The organism is Plastoroseomonas arctica, from assembly GCF_018128965.1.
GTDB classification, from domain to species: Bacteria; Pseudomonadota; Alphaproteobacteria; order Acetobacterales; family Acetobacteraceae; genus Plastoroseomonas; species Plastoroseomonas arctica.
Map to the genome: position 1 here is coordinate 16,594 of NZ_JAAEDH010000014.1, position 14,572 is coordinate 31,165.

A 14,572-nucleotide genomic window follows, 5' to 3' on the forward strand; every position below is an offset into this window, starting at 1 on the left:
GCGGGCGATCGTCAGCCAACGCCGGGTCATGGGCGGAGTTTCGCGCACCCGTTCGGCCCCGCGCTAGACCGCGAGGGCGACCGGCGCCGGGGCGACGGCGCGCAGGAAGCCGCCGCCGATCACCCGTTCGCCGGCATAGACCACCGCCGCCTGGCCCGGCGCCACGATGCCGGGCACGTCAAGGGTGATGTCGATCTCGCCGGCAGCCGGGTCCCAGGCGATCACCGCCGGCTGCGGCAGCTCGCGGCCCCGCAGTTTCACCGCGACCCGCATCGGTGCCTCCGGAGGCGCGATGAGCCAGTTCACCTCGCCGGCCCGCGCCGAATGCTGCGGCAGCGCCGCGCGCGGCCCGACCACGATGCGCCGCGCCAGGGGCTCGACCCGCTGTACATAGAGCCGCTCGGGCCCGGCAACGCCGATGCCGCGCCCCTGACCGACGGTGAAGCGCGCGATGCCCTGGTGCCCGCCCAGCACGCGGCCGCCGTCATCGACGATCTCGCCAGGCGCCATCGCATCGGGGCGCATCCGGCCCACTACATCGGCGTAGCGCCCATCGGGGACGAAGCAGATGTCCTGGCTGTCGGGCTTTTCGGCCACGCCGAGCCCGAGCCGCGCGGCCACGTCGCGCACCGCGCGCTTGTCCGCCATCTCGCCGAGCGGGAAGCGGGCGAATTCGAGCTGCTCCTGCGTCGTGGCGAACAGGAAGTAGCTCTGGTCGCGGGTGACATCCGCCGCACGGTGCAGCTCCGCACCGTCGGGGCCTTCGACGCGGCGCGCGTAATGGCCGGTGGCCAGGGCCTCGCAGCCGAGGTCGCGGGCGAGCGCGGTGAGGTCGGCGAACTTCACGGTCTGGTTGCAGCGCACGCAGGGGATCGGCGTCTCGCCGCGGGCATAGGTGTCGGCGAAGTCGCGCATCACCGCGTCGCGGAATCGCGCCTCGCGATCAAGCACGTAATGCGCGATGCCGAGCTGGTCGGCGACGCGGCGCGCATCGAGAATGTCCTGACCGGCGCAGCAGGCGCCCTTGCGCGACGACGCGGCGCCATGGTCGTAGAGCTGCAAGGTGGCGCCCACCACCTCATGCCCCGCCTCGGCGAGCAGCCCGGCGACGACCGAACTGTCGACGCCCCCCGACATGGCGACCAGAACCCGCATCTATCCGCCGGCGTTCTTCGTGCCGGAGGGAAGCTTCACCACCAGCCCGTCCAGCGCATCGGTCATGATCAGCTGGCAGCCCAGCCGGCTTGTCTCCTGCAGGTCGAAGGCGAGGTCGAGCATGTCTTCCTCATCCTCGGTGGGCTTGGCGAGCTTGGGGAACCAGGCCGCGTCCACGATCACGTGGCAGGTCGAGCAGGCGAGGCTGCCCTCGCACGCGCCCTCGATGTCGACGCCGTGCTTGTGCGCAATTTCGAGCACGGACAGGCCATTCGGCGCATCCACCTCGCGCGGCACCCCGTTGCGCTCGACAAACACCATCTTCGGCATCGAATGCTCACCCTTCCACAAGCCGCGACCACGCCTCGGCCAGGATCACGGCCGCACGGTCCACATCCTGCGGCGAGGTAAAGCGCCCGAACCCCAGACGCAAGGTCGCGCGCGCGCGGTCATCATCCAGCCCGATCGCGCGCAGCACGTAAGATGGCTCGACCGAGGCCGAGGAGCAGGCCGAACCGGTGGAGACGCAGACCCCCGGCGCCGCCTCCATGATGGCCTGCGCCGAGACGCCGCCCGGCAGGGTGAGGTTCAGGTTCCCGGCGACGCGCGGCGCCGCCTCGGCATTGACCACCACGCCGGGGACGCGCGCCAGGAGCGCGTCGAGAAAGCGCTGGCGGTGCCCGGCGATGCGCCCGGCATCGAGCATGCCTTCGCCCCCCGCGATCCGCGCCGCCGCGCCGATGCCCACCACCAGCGGCGCCGGCAGCGTGCCCGAGCGCAGCCCGCGCTCCTGCCCGCCGCCGGAGAACAGCGGCAGCAGCCGCGCCCTCGGCCGGCGGCGGACATAGAGCGCGCCGATGCCCTTCGGCCCGTATATCTTGTGCCCCGAGAGCGACACCAGGTCCGCCTGGATCTCCGCCACGTCGAGCGGGATGCGCCCGGCCGCCTGCGCGGCGTCGGTGTGGAACAGTGCCCCTGCCGCCTTGGCGATGGCACCGATGGACGCGAGGTTCTGGATCACCCCGATCTCGTTGTTCACCGCCATCACCGAGACCAGAAGCGTGCGCTCATCGACCGCCGCGCGCAGTGCGTCGAGATCGACCATCCCATCCGTACCGACGCCGAGGATCACCGGCTCGAATCCCTCGGCGGCCAGGTCGCGCACGCTTTCGAGGACGCATTTATGCTCGGTCGCGAGCGTGACCACCCGCTTGCGCGGGCTGTCCTGAGAGGCGGCGAAGCGCGCGGCGCCCTTGATGGCCAGGTTGTTCGCCTCGGTTGCCCCCGAGGTCAGCACCATCTCGCGCGCCTCGGCGCCAATCAGCGCGGCCAGTTCCACGCGGGCCTGTTCCACGGCCTCCTCGGCGGCGCGGCCCATCGCGTGCTCGACGGAGCCGGGATTGGCAAAGTTCTCTTCCCACCAGGGCCGCATGGCGGCCAGAACGCGCGGATCGACGGGCGTGGTCGCGTGGTTGTCGAGATAGATGGGGCGGTTCGCGTGGCTCATCGCAGCGCCGATATGGGCGCGCGGGTCGTGGGACGCGAGATGCGCGCGCGCATGGCGGCCCATGCGTCGACGAAGCCCTCGACATCCGCCGCGGTCGCATTCCATGGCAGCGAGACGCGGATCGCGCAGCCGGCGAGCGCTCCGAAGCCCATCGCCTCCAGCACATGGCTGCGCGCCACCTTGCCCGAGGAGCAGGCCGCGCCCGCCGAAACGCGCACGCCGTCGAGATCGAGAGCGATCACCTGCGTCTCCGCCGCGACGCCAGGCAGCGCCAGGCAACTCGTGTTGGGCAGGCGCGACACATCGGCGCCGGCGATCACCAGTTCCGGTGCGAGCGCCAGCAGACGTTCCTCCATCCCGTCGCGCAAGGCGGCGAACACGGGCGGGTCGCAGGCGGCGGCCGCGGCCATGGCGGCGATGGCCGGCAGCGGCTCGGTCCCGCCGCGCCGGCCGCGTTCCTGCCCGCCACCGGCGATCAGCGCGCCGATTTCCACCCCCGGTGCGAGGATCAGCGCGCCGGCACCCTTCACCCCGCCCAGCTTGTGGCCCGAGATCGCAAGGCTGTCCCAGCCGCCCGGCACCGCGCCGCGGCCTGCGAGCTGCACCGCATCCACATGCAGACGCGCGCCCGCCGCCCGGCACAAGGCGGCGGCCTCGGCGATCGGGTGCAGCACGCCGGTCTCGTTGTTGGCCGCCATGAGGCAGACCAGTGCCGGGCCCTCGCGCAGCAGCGTCTCCAGCGCGGCGAGGTCGACCAAGCCCTGGCGATCGACCGGGATGACGATGGCACCCGACGCGGCGGCGAGCACGGCCGGATGTTCTGTGGCGCCCACCAGCACGCGCCGGCCCGGCGCCAGCCCATGAATGGCAAGCGCATTGGCTTCCGTCCCGCCGGAGGTGAAGACGACGCTGCCCGGCCCGAAGCGCGCCGCGATACTCGCCCGCGCCGCCTCCAGCACCCACCGCGCGGCACGTCCCTCGCCATGCACGGAGGATGGATTGCCCCAGCAATCCATGGCCGCGATCGCCGCCGACCGCGCCTCGGGCCGCAACGGCTCCGTCGCATTGGCGTCGAGGTAGATCATGGGTAGCCCGGGAAATCATTCTCCGGGCCGCTACGCGCCGCGACAGCGCAAGGTCCCAGCGCCATCGCGCGACCGCGAACGTCGCCGGCCACCACATCGGCCAGCGTGATGCCGCAGAAGAACAACCGGATCTGCTCGCCGAGCTCGGCCCAGAGGTCATGGGTCATGCATTTTTCTCCGGCATGGCAGCCCGGGCCACCCTCCTCGCACCGAGTGGTGACGATGGACTCCTCTACGGCATCGACGATGTCGGAGATGCTGATCGCCGCCGCCTCCCGCGCCAGGCGATAGCCGCCGCCGGGTCCGCGCGCCGAGGCAACCAGCCCTGCCCGGCGCAGCCGGGCGAAGATCTGCTCGAGGTAGGCGAGCGAGAGCATCTGCGCCGCCGCGATGTCGGCGAGCGAAGCCGGCCGATCGGCTGAACACGCCTCTCCGCTGGCGCGCAAACGCACCGCCAGTTCGACCATCGCCATGACCGCATAGCGACCGCGCGTGGAGAGTCTCATGTGCGCCTCAACCCTGATCCGGTGAGCCCCGCACCAGGCCGGAACCAGCCATGCATCAGCGGAAGGCCGCCTATGATTTTGTTATGAATACGCTTCCCACTTCCGTATATTCCGCCCCTCGCACCTGGGGCGCCCTGCCGAAAGGATCGAAGCCAGCAAAAATTCCGCGGTCCAGCCGGCCGTCCCGAGCCCCGCCCACCTACCCTGAGCCCTGGCCTGACGGTCATCGGCTGCCGTGCTGTGAATGCAGTCATCCACAACGATATAATTCCCGACTGGATTGGTCAACCTTCCGCGCTTCGGCGCATACCTCGATTGTTCCCCCCGGCGCCGCCCCCTGGGTGGCCAGCAAAACCGGCATGCGGGCCCAGGCCCGAATGCCCAAAACCATAGGAAGCATGAGCGCAATGCCAGAAGTCATGTTCGCCGGCCCTGAAGGCCGTCTCGAAGGCCGTTACCACCATGCCAAGCGCCCCAATGCCCCCGTCGCCCTGATCCTGCACCCCCACCCGCTGCACGGCGGCACCATGAACAACAGGGTGGTGCACTGCCTGTACCAGCGCTTCCAGGCGATGGGCTTCTCCACGCTGCGCTTCAACTTTCGTGGCGTCGGCAAGAGCCAGGGCCGCTACGATGGTGGCATCGGCGAGATCTCCGACGCGGCGGCCGGCCTCGATTTCCTCCAGGCGGTCAACCCGGCAGCGTCCTCGCTCTGGGTCGGCGGCTATTCCTTCGGCGCCTTCGTCGGCATGCAGCTGCTGATGCGCCGGCCGGAGATGGGCGGCTTCGTGTCCATCAGCCCGCCGGCGAGCCATTATGATTTCGGCTTCCTGGCCCCCTGCCCTTGCAACGGGCTGATGTTCCACGGCGCCGATGACGAGCTCGTTCCCGAGGCCTCCGTCCGCAAGCTAGTCGACAAGCTGAACCTGCAGAAGGGCATCAAGCTCGACTACCGCGTGCAGCCGGGCGAGGGCCATGTCTTCACCCCCGAAGGCACGGTTCAGATCGGAATCGCCGTAGACGACCACGTCATGGGCATCCTGAACCGCCGCAAGATGGCGCTCGCCGCGGATTGATCCGCGCTGCGCCGGCCCACAACCGCGTGAGCCGGCGTGATGGCGCCGGCAGTCTCTCAGTCGGCGACACATCAGATTTTTAAGAGCTTTTACCCGATTGCCGGGCCGTCAACATTCCGTTATCCGAGTCGACTGCACCAATAGATGGCAGATCGACAATGCAGTTCGTGAACAAGAAGCGCGCTTCCGTTTTTCTGATGGGCTTTTTGTTGACAGGCTGCATGGAAGGGACGGTCCCCGAGGGCCGCATGTTCCGTGAGTCAGCCACCGCCATCGACACGACCTCGGCCGGTGTGCTCGACGAACTCGCCAATTCCGAGCGTGAGATTGCGACTTCGGCACTCGCCGCGCAGCGCGGCGGCACGGCTTCGGGCCGCCCCTGCTTCATCGGCAGTACGACGCGAAGCGCGATCCGCGATTTCTGCCCCGACGACGTGACCGTCCGCGGCTCGGTCGGCGACCCGCCCGGCACCGCCCGGCTGCGCCGGGGCCTGGCGACGGTGAATTCGCAGGCGCTGCTGATGGTGGCCCTGGCCGAACAGACCTCCGGCGCGGAGCGCGAAGCGCGGCTCGGCCGGCTGGTGTCGGACCTCACCGCGCTGAACTCCGCCGCGAATGGCCCGGGTGGCGAAATCTTCCGTCCCGTCGGCTATGACACCGCCGTGCAGGGGCTGCGGCCGATGGCGGCGGGGCTCATCGCCTCCGACATGCCGGCGAGCCTGCGGGCGCTGCTGCTAGCGAATGAGGCGGCCACGGAGTCCCTGATCGCCGCGCTCCGGGCATCGCCCACGGCCTTCTTCCGCGACCAGGCGGACCAGATGATGGCCCGCGGCCGTACCGTCGCCGGGCAGGCCAATGCGCTGCGGCGGCTGGAAGATGAGCGACGTCTGCTGGCGAACTACCTGCAGCTCCTGGAGCGGTCGGCACAGAACTGGCGCTCGGCGGCGCAGTTGCTTCGCTATGGGCGGCCGGCCAGCTTCTCGGCCCTGTCCGACACGGCGATCTCCTCGCAGATCGAGGCCGAAGGCATCCGGCGCGCCCGCGCCCGCTGAACGAGGCGCGCGGAAGGCATCAGGCGGCGCCCGTCAGGCGACCGCCTGGCCAAGGCCGCGCCACGCCCGTCGTGCCCGGGAAGCTGAGCGGCAGGCCGCGCACCACCCGCGCGGCGAGCACGCCGAACGCCTGGGCTTCCAGCGCGTCGCCGTCCCAGCCCACCGCCTCGACCGGATGCACCGGTGCGTCCAGCAACGTCGCGAGCGCGCGCATGATCGCGGGGTTGAGCCGCCCGCCACCGGCGACCAGCCATCGCAGCGGTGGCTCCGGCAGCAGCCGTCCGGCGGCTGCCACGCAGTGGGCCGCGAGGGCGACGAGGGTCGCCGCACCGTCGGGCGGGCTCAGAGTGGCGAGTCTGGACCCCGCCAGGCTGCGCTGAAAATCCAAGCGGTCCAGGGATTTGGGGGGCGGCGCTGACAGATAGGGATGGGTCAGCAACTCTCCCAGCACGTCGGCATCGGCCGTCCCGGCCAGCGCGAGGCGGCCGCTCTCGTCGTGCGGTTGCCCGGTATGCTCGCGCACCCAGTCATCGAGCGGCCCGTTCGCCGGCCCGGTGTCGAAGGCGACCAGCCCGCCATCGCGCCCCATGAAGGTGAGGTTCGCCACCCCGCCCAGGTTCAGCACCGCGAGCGGCTTGGGCAGCGCCTCGGCCAGCACCGCATGGAACACCGGGACCAGCGGCGCGCCCTGGCCGCCGGCCGCGACGTCGGCGGAGCGGAAATCATGCGCGACCCGCACGCCCGTCAGCCGCGCGAGGAGGTCCGCATCGCCGATCTGCCAGGTGAGCCCGACTTCCCCCGCCGCGCCCGGGGGCCGGTGCAGGATTGTCTGGCCGTGGAAGCCGATCAGGTCCGCAGTGACGCCAAGGGCCGCCACCGCTTCGGCATGCACCTCGGTCAGCCGCCGCTCCGCATCATCCAGCGCGGGGTCATCGGGCGCGAGGCCTGCCTGGGCGCGGTCGAGCAGCGCGCGCAGGTCGCGGCGCAGCGCCGGCGCGTAGGGCAGCGTTACGCGCTTGCCGAAGCCGCCGATGCGCTCGCCGTCCGTGTCCACCACCGCGGCGTCCACGCCGTCGAGCGAGGTGCCGCTCATCAGCCCAATGGTTCTCAGCATTTTGGGAGTGTGCTAGCCCCGCCCATCCGACGAAAGCCCCAGAGCACCCATGCCGGCAGATTTTCTCAACGAAGCGCGCGCCCGCGGCTTCATTCACCAGACCACTGACGAGGCTGCGCTCGCCGCGCGGCTGAAGCTCGGCCCGCTGCCGGGCTATATCGGCTTCGACGCGACGGCCGACAGCCTCCATGTCGGCTCACTGGTGCAGATCATGCTGCTGCGGCTGATGCAGCGCACCGGGCACAAACCGGTGGTGCTGATGGGCGGGGGCACGACGAAGGTGGGCGACCCCTCCTTCCGTGACGAGGCCCGCCCGCTGCTCGACGATGCCCAGATCGAGGTGAACAAGGCCGGCATCCGGCGCGTGTTCGACGCCTTCCTCAGCTTCGGCGAGGGCCCCACCGACGCCATGATGCTCGACAACGCGGAATGGCTGGACGCGCTGCACTACGTGCCCTTCCTGCGCGAGGTGGGGCGGCATTTCTCGGTCAACCGCATGTTGTCGATGGATTCCGTGAAGCTGCGGCTGGAGCGCGAGCAGAACCTCTCCTTCCTCGAATTCAACTACATGCTGCTGCAGAGCTACGACTTCCTCGAACTGCACCGCCGGCACGGCATCGCGCTGCAGATGGGCGGGTCCGACCAGTGGGGAAACATCGTGCTCGGCGCCGACCTGATCCGGCGCGTCACGGGTGGGGAGGCGCACGCGCTCACCACCCCGCTGCTCACCACAGCCTCGGGGGCGAAGATGGGCAAGACCGCGGCCGGCGCGGTGTGGCTGAACGCCGAGCGCGTCAGCCCATACGACTACTGGCAGTTCTGGCGCAACACGGAAGACGCCGATGTCGGCCGCTTCCTGCTGCTGTTCACGGAGCTGCCGCTCGATGAGATCGCCCGCCTCGCCGCCCTGGGCGGGGCCGAGGTGAACGAGGCCAAGAAAATCCTGGCCACCGAGGCGACCGCCCTGCTCCACGGCCGCGACGCCGCCACCCAGGCCGCCGAGACCGCGCACCGCACCTTCGTCCAGGGTGCCGCGGCCAGCGCGGACCTGCCCTCGATCAGCGCCGCACTCGGCACGCCGATCGTCGACCTGCTGATCCAGGCCGGCTTCACCGCCAGCAAGGGCGAGGGACGGCGCCTGATCGCCGGGCGCGGCATCGCGCTGAACGGCACGGCGCTGGAGGACGCGGCGCATGGGCTGGCCGAGACCGATCTGCGCGACGGCACGTTGACCCTCTCGCTGGGCAAGAAGCGGCACGTGCTGGTGCGCGTGAGCGCATGATCCGCATGGCGGTGGCGGCCGACGCAGCCGCCATCCGCGCCTGTGCCGATGCCGCCTACCGGCCATATGTCGCCGCGATCGGGCGCGAACCCGCCCCGATGGTCGCTGACTTCGCCGCGCAGATCGCGCTTGGCATCGTGCACGTTGCCGTTGCAGGCGATGCGCTTCAGGGCTTCATCGTGTTCTGCCCCGAGGCGGACCACATGCTGCTGGAAAATGTCGCGGTGGATCCCGCGTCAGTCGGACAGGGCATCGGTAAGTCACTGATCGCGTTCTGCGAGGCGGTGGCGAGGCATGCCGGGTTCCCCGAAGTGCGCCTCTACACCAACGCCAGGATGAAGCGGAACCTCGCGCTCTATCCGCGCCTGGGCTACGCCGAGGTCGGGCGGCGCCATGAGGACGGCTTCGACCGGGTCTTCTTCGCCAAGCAACTCTGAGCATGGCTCAGGCCGGTCGGGGGCCCGCCCGCCGCGCCGCCTCGATCAGGGAGAGGGCGAACAGCGCCACCGCGCGCTCGCCCATGCGCAGCTTGGCGCCGAGCGTCACGGCGCGCGCCAGGGCCTGCCTTGCGACCGGCTCGCCTGCCGTCATCTCCAAAAGACCCGCCAGCAAGGGCGATGCCCGCTTCCGCTTACCCATCACTCGAATCCCACCAAACATGTCCGAATTTTAATCTCAGACCAGCCCCGCAGGCAACCCGCTTGCACCGCGCCCGGCCCTTGTGCACAGAGCAACGCATGAACCGCATCTCGCTATCCAAGGACAAGATCCGCATCCTGCTGCTGGAAGGCGTCGCCGACAGCGGCGTCGCGCTCCTCGCAGGCGCAGGCTACGAGAACGTGACACGGATCCCCAAGGCACTCGACGGCGAAGCGCTGCGCGAGGCCGTCAAGGGCGTGCACATCCTCGGCATCCGCAGCCGCTCGCAGTTGACCGAGGAAGTCTTCGCCGCCGCCGACCGCCTGATTGCGGTGGGCTGCTTCTGCATCGGCACCAACCAGGTGGACCTCGAGGCGGCGCAGCGGCGCGGCATCGCGGTGTTCAACGCGCCGTTCTCCAACACCCGCTCCGTCGCCGAACTGACGCTGGGCGAGATCGTGATGCTGATGCGCGGCATCTTCCCCAAATCAGCCTCGGCGCACGCCGGCGGGTGGGACAAGTCGTCCGCCAATTCCTGGGAGATGCGCGGCAAGACGCTCGGGATCATCGGCTACGGCAATATCGGCAGCCAGCTTTCGGTGCTCGCCGAGGGCTTCGGCATGCGCGTGCTCTACCATGACCACACCGCCAAGCTGCCGCACGGCAACGCGCGCCAGGCGAGCTCGCTCGCCGACCTGCTGGCGAACTCGGACGCCATTACCATCCATGTGCCCGAGACCACCGACACGGTCGGCATGATCGGCGCGCGCGAGATCGCCCAGATGAAGCGCGGCGCGGTGGTGGTGAACAATGCGCGCGGCACGGTCATCGACCTCGACGCGCTGGCCGCGGCACTCCGGCGTGGCGACCTGCTGGGTGCGGCGGTCGATGTCTTCCCCGTCGAGCCGTCGCGCAACGGCGAGGCCTTCGTGACGCCGCTGCAGGGCATCCCCAACGTGATCCTGACACCGCATATCGGCGGCAGCACCGGCGAGGCGCAGGAGCGCATCGGCGAGGAAGTGGCCAAGAAACTCGCGGAATACAGCGACACCGGCACCACGCTCGGCGCGGTCAACTTCCCCAACGTGCAGCTTCCCGCCCGTCCGACCGGCGCGCGCTGGACCCACCTGCACCGCGACACGCCGGGGATGCTGTCGCGCATCAACGAGGTTTTCGCCAAGCGCGGGCTGAACATCTCGGCCCAGTTCCTCCAGACCGCCAACGAGATGGGCTATGTCGTGGTCGACAGCGCCGAGGCGCGCAACGAGGCCGAGGCCATCCTGGCCGAGCTGCGCGCCCTGCCCGGCTCGCTGCGCGCGCGGCTGATCTACGAGCGGAACTGATGCCCGCGGCGGAACGCGGCGGCTTCGCGGGCTTCCCCGCCGATGCCGACGCCTTCCTCCTCGAGCTCGCGGCCAACAACAACCGTGCCTGGTATCTGGCGAACAAGACGCGCCATGAGTGCGCGATCCTCGCACCGGCTGCCGCACTGATCGAGAGCCTGAACCTCGCCTTCGCCGTGCACGATCTGCCGCTGCGCGGCGACCCGCGGAAGTCGGTGTTCCGGCTGCACCGCGACACCAGGTTCTCCGCCGACAAGGCGCCCTACAAGACCCATGCGGGCATCGTGCTCACGCGCGACGGCACGCGTGGCACGCTGCACATGCTCTACATCCAGCTCGGCGGCGACAACGGGCCGTTCATGGGGCTCGGGTTCTACATGCCGCCGCCGGCCGAGCTCGCGGCCTTTCGCGACGCGATCGCGGAGGCGCCGGAGGAGTGGGGCATGACAGTGGCGGATCTGCGCAAGGCGAAGCTGACGCTCGAGGCCGGCGACCCGCTGCAACGCATGCCCAAGGGGTTCGAGGGCTTCGCGGACACCCCGATCGCGGACGACCTCAAGCGCCGGCATTACACCATCCGCCGCCGCATCGCGCCGGCGCGGATGGGAAAGCCCGCGCTGGTGAAGGATGTGCTCGCCTTCGCGCAGGCCGGGATGCCGCTGCTGCGCTTCGGCGCACGCGCCCTGCATGGCCTGGTGCCGACGGCGATCCGACGCGCCGGCGCGAACCCGCCCGCGAAGGACTGAGGCTCAGTACTCCGCGTAGATCTCGAGGATGTTGTCTTCGGGATCGCGGAAGAACAGGGTGCGGTGACCCCACTGCGGCAGGTCAGTCGGGCCGCGCAGGATCGGCACGCCCGCGGCGATCAGCTCGGCATGGCAGGCCTCGACGGCCGGGGGTGCGACGCGGAAGGCGAGTTGCACCGCCGCCGATCCAGGGTCGAGCGCGCCATCATCGCACACGCTCCATGTGCCGCGCGGGCGCAGCGAGAGCAGCGCTGCGCCGACGCGAAAGCTGACCCAGCTCTCGCGGTCGGTCACAATCGGGAAGCGCATCACGTCGCGGTAGAAGGCGCGCGTCTCGGGCAGCTTGCGGCAGAGCAGGACCGTGTGGTCGAGATTGCCGATGCCGCCGAGCGTCACGCCCGCACTTCAGCCCTTGCGGATGCCGATCGAGGCGAACTTCTTGTTGAACTTCGCGATCTGGCCGCCGGTGTCCATCACGCGCTGCACGCCGGTCCAGGCCGGGTGGGTCTTGGGGTCAATGTCCAACCGGATCACGTCGCCCGCCTTGCCGTGGCAGGAACGCGTCATGTATTCGGTGCCATCGGTCATCACGACCTTGATCTCGTGGTAGTCGGGGTGGATGTCGGGCTTCATCGTGCTGCTCTCGGTATGCATCATGGCGCCGCCGATGTCCGACCGGCCGCGAAGCCGCCCCCTATAGGCGATACCCCCGCCTCACGCAATCTCGCCGCGTTCGATCACGAAGGTGGCCTCGACCAGCGGGCGCAGCAGTTCCGGATTGCTCTCGGTGATGAGGATCGCGAGCTCCGGCAGCGCGTCGCGCAGGCGCTTGAGCGCCTCGGCGTACCGCAGCGCCAAGGCCGGCGCGAGACCCTGGAAGGGCTCGTCCAGCATCACGGCGCGGACACCCACCATCAGCGCGCGGCCGAGCGCGACCATCTTGCCCTGCCCGCCTGACAGCCCCCCCGCGCGCCGAGGGGCGAGGGCCACCAGCTCCGGCAGCAGCCCGAACACCAGGTCCAGGCGGCGGCGGATCTCGGCGTTGTCGAGGCGCAGAACCTCGGCGGGCAGCACCATGTTCTCGCGCACGGAGAAGGTGCCGAACAGGCGCCGCTCCTCCGGCGCGTAGCCGATGCCCAGGCGCGCACGGTGATGCGCGGGCAGCTTCGCGGCATCCTCTCCGGCGATGCGCACGCGCCCGGCGCTCGGCGTGAGCAGGCCCATCAAGGTGCGGAGCGAGGTGGTCTTGCCCGCGCCGTTGCGCCCGATGAGTGCGACGCGCCCGCCGGCGGGAACGTGCAGCGTGACGCCGCGCAGCACGGGCGCGCCGGCGATGGCGACGGAGACCTGTTCCAGCTCAAGCATGAGGAGCGGCCACGCCAATGACCTCGCGCAGAACCTCGGGGTCGCGCAGCACCTCCCCGGGCGGACCCAGGGCCAGGATACGCCCCTGCGACCACACCGCCACGCGGTCGGAGAAGCGCTCCACCACATCCATGTCGTGCTCGACGAACACCGCCGTCACCTCCGCCTCGCGCAGCACGCGCGCCAGCGTCTCCACCACCGCCATCTTCTCCGACGCCGCGACCCCCGAGGTCGGCTCGTCCATCAGCAGCAGCCGCGGCCGCAGTGCGACCGCCATCGCGATATCGGCGAGCTTGCGCGCGCCCTCGTTCAGTGTGTCGGCACGGCTTTCGCGGATTCCGTCGAGGCCAAACCGACTCAGCAATTCGCGCGCCTCGTCGATCACCCCCACCGAGAGCAGCGGCGCGAAGGGTTGCCACACGCCGCGCCGCGCCGCGATGGCGAGGGCCGCGTTCTGCAGCACGGTGTGCTCGGTGAACAATTGCGGCAGCTGGAAGCTGCGCCCGATGCCTCGCTTCACGATCGCCCGCGGCGCGAGGCCGGTGATCTCCTCGCCATCATAATGGATGGACCCGCCCTGCGGCCGCAGATAGCCCGTGGTCATGTTGATGAAGGTCGTCTTGCCCGCGCCGTTGGGACCGATGATGGCGAGGAACTCCCCGCGCATCACCGCGAGATCGATGCCATCGGCGGCCTTCACGCCGCCGAAAGCGAGACGCAGCCCGCGCGCCTCCAGCAGCACGCTCACGTGACGCGCGCCCGGCGCAACAGCCCCGCGATCACGCCCCACACGCCACCCGGCGCGAACAGGATCACGCCGAGCAGCGCCAGCCCCAGCGCCATCTGCCAGATGTCGGCAAACGCCGCGGCCGCATAAACCCGGATCAGCTCATAGGTCACCGCCCCCAGGAACGGCCCCAGCACGCCGCCTGCGCCACCCAGGATCGCGATGAACACCAGCTCGCCCGAACTGGTCCAATAGGCGAGCAACGGCGTCACATGCCGCGTTGTCATCGCGATGATCGCCCCCGCCGCCCCCGCCATCAGCGCGGAGAGCACATAGGCCACGAGCAGCACGCCGCGCGCCGAGACGCCCATGAATTCCAACCTGGTCTCGCGCGTCTTGATGCCAGCCAGCGCCTCGCCCATCGGCGAGACCAGGTAGCGCCGCGCCACCCACCAGAACATGGCCGCCACCACCATCGCGGTTGCGAACATCACCCACGCCGCCATCGGCCCGTCCATCGCCATCCCCGCGATGCGCAACGGTGCCACGCGAATGCCGTCCGACCCCTTCGTGATGGCGTAGAATTTCTCCAGCAGCGAATACAGCACCATGCTGAGTGCCAGGTTCAGCATCGAGAAGAAAATCTCGCGATAGCGCGTGATGAACACGCCGATCACCAGCCCCACCACACCAGCCGCGAGCATCGCCAGCGGCAGCAGCACCAGCACATCCCCCATCGAGGGCGCGGCAAACGCCACCACATAGGCGCCGATCGCCGCATACATCGCATGCCCGAAACTCACCTGCCCCGCGCGCAGCAGCAGCAGAATGCCCAGCACCGCAATGCCCTTCGCCAGCGCAAGCGTCAGGATGAAGCGCAGCCAAGGTGCGGCCACCGCCACCACCACCAGCGCCGCAGCACCCGCCAGCGCCAGCCACGGCTCCGCCCGCCGCATGCCCGACTGCCTCATGCGC

18 protein-coding genes are annotated in these 14,572 nt (G+C 70.0%); 6 read left to right on the forward strand and 12 right to left on the reverse strand.

Features of this window, described 5'->3' with window-relative positions:
- Window positions 1–63: 63 nt before the first annotated feature.
- From mnmA to GXW79_RS12875, 5 genes are read right to left on the reverse strand one after another with little or no spacing between them, the layout of a single operon-like run.
- Complete coding sequence (gene mnmA / locus GXW79_RS12855) at window positions 64–1,155, reverse strand: tRNA 2-thiouridine(34) synthase MnmA (RefSeq protein ID WP_211874802.1); 1,092 nt, start codon at window positions 1,153–1,155, stop codon at window positions 64–66.
- The gene (locus tag GXW79_RS12860) at window positions 1,156–1,485 is read right to left on the reverse strand and encodes a ferredoxin family 2Fe-2S iron-sulfur cluster binding protein (protein WP_211874803.1); all 330 of its coding nucleotides are present in this window, start codon (window positions 1,483–1,485) and stop codon (window positions 1,156–1,158) included.
- 7 nt (window positions 1,486–1,492) lie between these two features.
- Window positions 1,493–2,662: a cysteine desulfurase family protein gene (locus GXW79_RS12865; RefSeq protein ID WP_211874907.1), complete on the reverse strand. Its 1,170-nt coding sequence runs from the start codon at window positions 2,660–2,662 to the stop codon at window positions 1,493–1,495.
- Window positions 2,659–3,747, reverse strand: a complete 1,089-nt coding sequence (locus GXW79_RS12870) for a cysteine desulfurase family protein (RefSeq protein WP_211874804.1) — start codon at window positions 3,745–3,747, stop codon at window positions 2,659–2,661. Before GXW79_RS12870 ends, GXW79_RS12865 begins: the two co-directional genes overlap by 4 nt.
- The gene (locus tag GXW79_RS12875; RefSeq protein WP_211874805.1) at window positions 3,744–4,253 is read right to left on the reverse strand and encodes an Rrf2 family transcriptional regulator; all 510 of its coding nucleotides are present in this window, start codon (window positions 4,251–4,253) and stop codon (window positions 3,744–3,746) included. The genes GXW79_RS12870 and GXW79_RS12875 overlap by 4 nt, the downstream gene beginning before the upstream one ends.
- Window positions 4,254–4,660: 407 nt before the next feature.
- On the opposite strand from GXW79_RS12875, the gene GXW79_RS12880 reads away from it, so the two are divergent.
- Both GXW79_RS12880 and GXW79_RS12885 read left to right on the forward strand, forming a co-directional pair.
- Entirely contained in the window at window positions 4,661–5,329 is a 669-nt protein-coding gene (locus GXW79_RS12880) for an alpha/beta hydrolase (RefSeq protein ID WP_211874806.1), read from the forward strand.
- 248 nt (window positions 5,330–5,577) lie between these two features.
- Window positions 5,578–6,381, forward strand: a complete 804-nt coding sequence (locus GXW79_RS12885; protein WP_211874807.1) for a hypothetical protein — start codon at window positions 5,578–5,580, stop codon at window positions 6,379–6,381.
- 19 nt (window positions 6,382–6,400) lie between these two features.
- On the opposite strand, the gene GXW79_RS12890 is transcribed toward GXW79_RS12885, so the two are convergent.
- Entirely contained in the window at window positions 6,401–7,492 is a 1,092-nt protein-coding gene (locus tag GXW79_RS12890) for an anhydro-N-acetylmuramic acid kinase (RefSeq protein ID WP_211874908.1), read from the reverse strand.
- A 52-nt stretch (window positions 7,493–7,544) separates the two neighbouring features.
- On the opposite strand from GXW79_RS12890, the gene tyrS reads away from it, so the two are divergent.
- Both tyrS and GXW79_RS12900 read left to right on the forward strand, forming a co-directional pair.
- On the forward strand, window positions 7,545–8,777 hold the full coding sequence (tyrS, locus tag GXW79_RS12895) for a tyrosine--tRNA ligase (RefSeq protein WP_211874808.1): 1,233 nt from the start codon (window positions 7,545–7,547) through the stop codon (window positions 8,775–8,777).
- Entirely contained in the window at window positions 8,774–9,214 is a 441-nt protein-coding gene (locus tag GXW79_RS12900; protein ID WP_211874809.1) for a GNAT family N-acetyltransferase, read from the forward strand. Before tyrS ends, GXW79_RS12900 begins: the two co-directional genes overlap by 4 nt.
- A gap of 7 nt (window positions 9,215–9,221) precedes the next feature.
- On the opposite strand, the gene GXW79_RS12905 is transcribed toward GXW79_RS12900, so the two are convergent.
- On the reverse strand, window positions 9,222–9,416 hold the full coding sequence (locus GXW79_RS12905) for a hypothetical protein (RefSeq protein WP_211874810.1): 195 nt from the start codon (window positions 9,414–9,416) through the stop codon (window positions 9,222–9,224).
- Between the two features lie 98 nt (window positions 9,417–9,514).
- On the opposite strand from GXW79_RS12905, the gene serA reads away from it, so the two are divergent.
- Window positions 9,515–10,759 carry a phosphoglycerate dehydrogenase gene (gene serA, locus GXW79_RS12910; protein WP_211874811.1) on the forward strand — a complete coding sequence of 415 codons (1,245 nt, stop codon included), beginning with the start codon at window positions 9,515–9,517 and terminating at the stop codon, window positions 10,757–10,759.
- Window positions 10,759–11,505, forward strand: a complete 747-nt coding sequence (locus tag GXW79_RS12915; protein WP_211874812.1) for a DUF2461 domain-containing protein — start codon at window positions 10,759–10,761, stop codon at window positions 11,503–11,505. Before serA ends, GXW79_RS12915 begins: the two co-directional genes overlap by 1 nt.
- Window positions 11,506–11,508: 3 nt before the next feature.
- On the opposite strand, the gene GXW79_RS12920 is transcribed toward GXW79_RS12915, so the two are convergent.
- The 5 genes from GXW79_RS12920 to GXW79_RS12940 form a co-directional block, all read right to left on the reverse strand.
- Entirely contained in the window at window positions 11,509–11,901 is a 393-nt protein-coding gene (locus GXW79_RS12920; protein ID WP_211874813.1) for a VOC family protein, read from the reverse strand.
- A 9-nt stretch (window positions 11,902–11,910) separates the two neighbouring features.
- On the reverse strand, window positions 11,911–12,138 hold the full coding sequence (rpmE, locus tag GXW79_RS12925) for a 50S ribosomal protein L31 (protein WP_211874909.1): 228 nt from the start codon (window positions 12,136–12,138) through the stop codon (window positions 11,911–11,913).
- 81 nt (window positions 12,139–12,219) lie between these two features.
- A complete protein-coding gene (locus GXW79_RS12930) occupies window positions 12,220–12,870 on the reverse strand; it encodes an ABC transporter ATP-binding protein (RefSeq protein ID WP_211874814.1) in 651 nt (216 codons plus the stop codon).
- Entirely contained in the window at window positions 12,863–13,618 is a 756-nt protein-coding gene (locus GXW79_RS12935; RefSeq protein WP_211874815.1) for an ABC transporter ATP-binding protein, read from the reverse strand. The genes GXW79_RS12930 and GXW79_RS12935 overlap by 8 nt, the downstream gene beginning before the upstream one ends.
- The gene (locus GXW79_RS12940) at window positions 13,615–14,568 is read right to left on the reverse strand and encodes a branched-chain amino acid ABC transporter permease (RefSeq protein WP_246503975.1); all 954 of its coding nucleotides are present in this window, start codon (window positions 14,566–14,568) and stop codon (window positions 13,615–13,617) included. Before GXW79_RS12940 ends, GXW79_RS12935 begins: the two co-directional genes overlap by 4 nt.
- Between the last annotated feature and the right edge of the window lie 4 nt (window positions 14,569–14,572).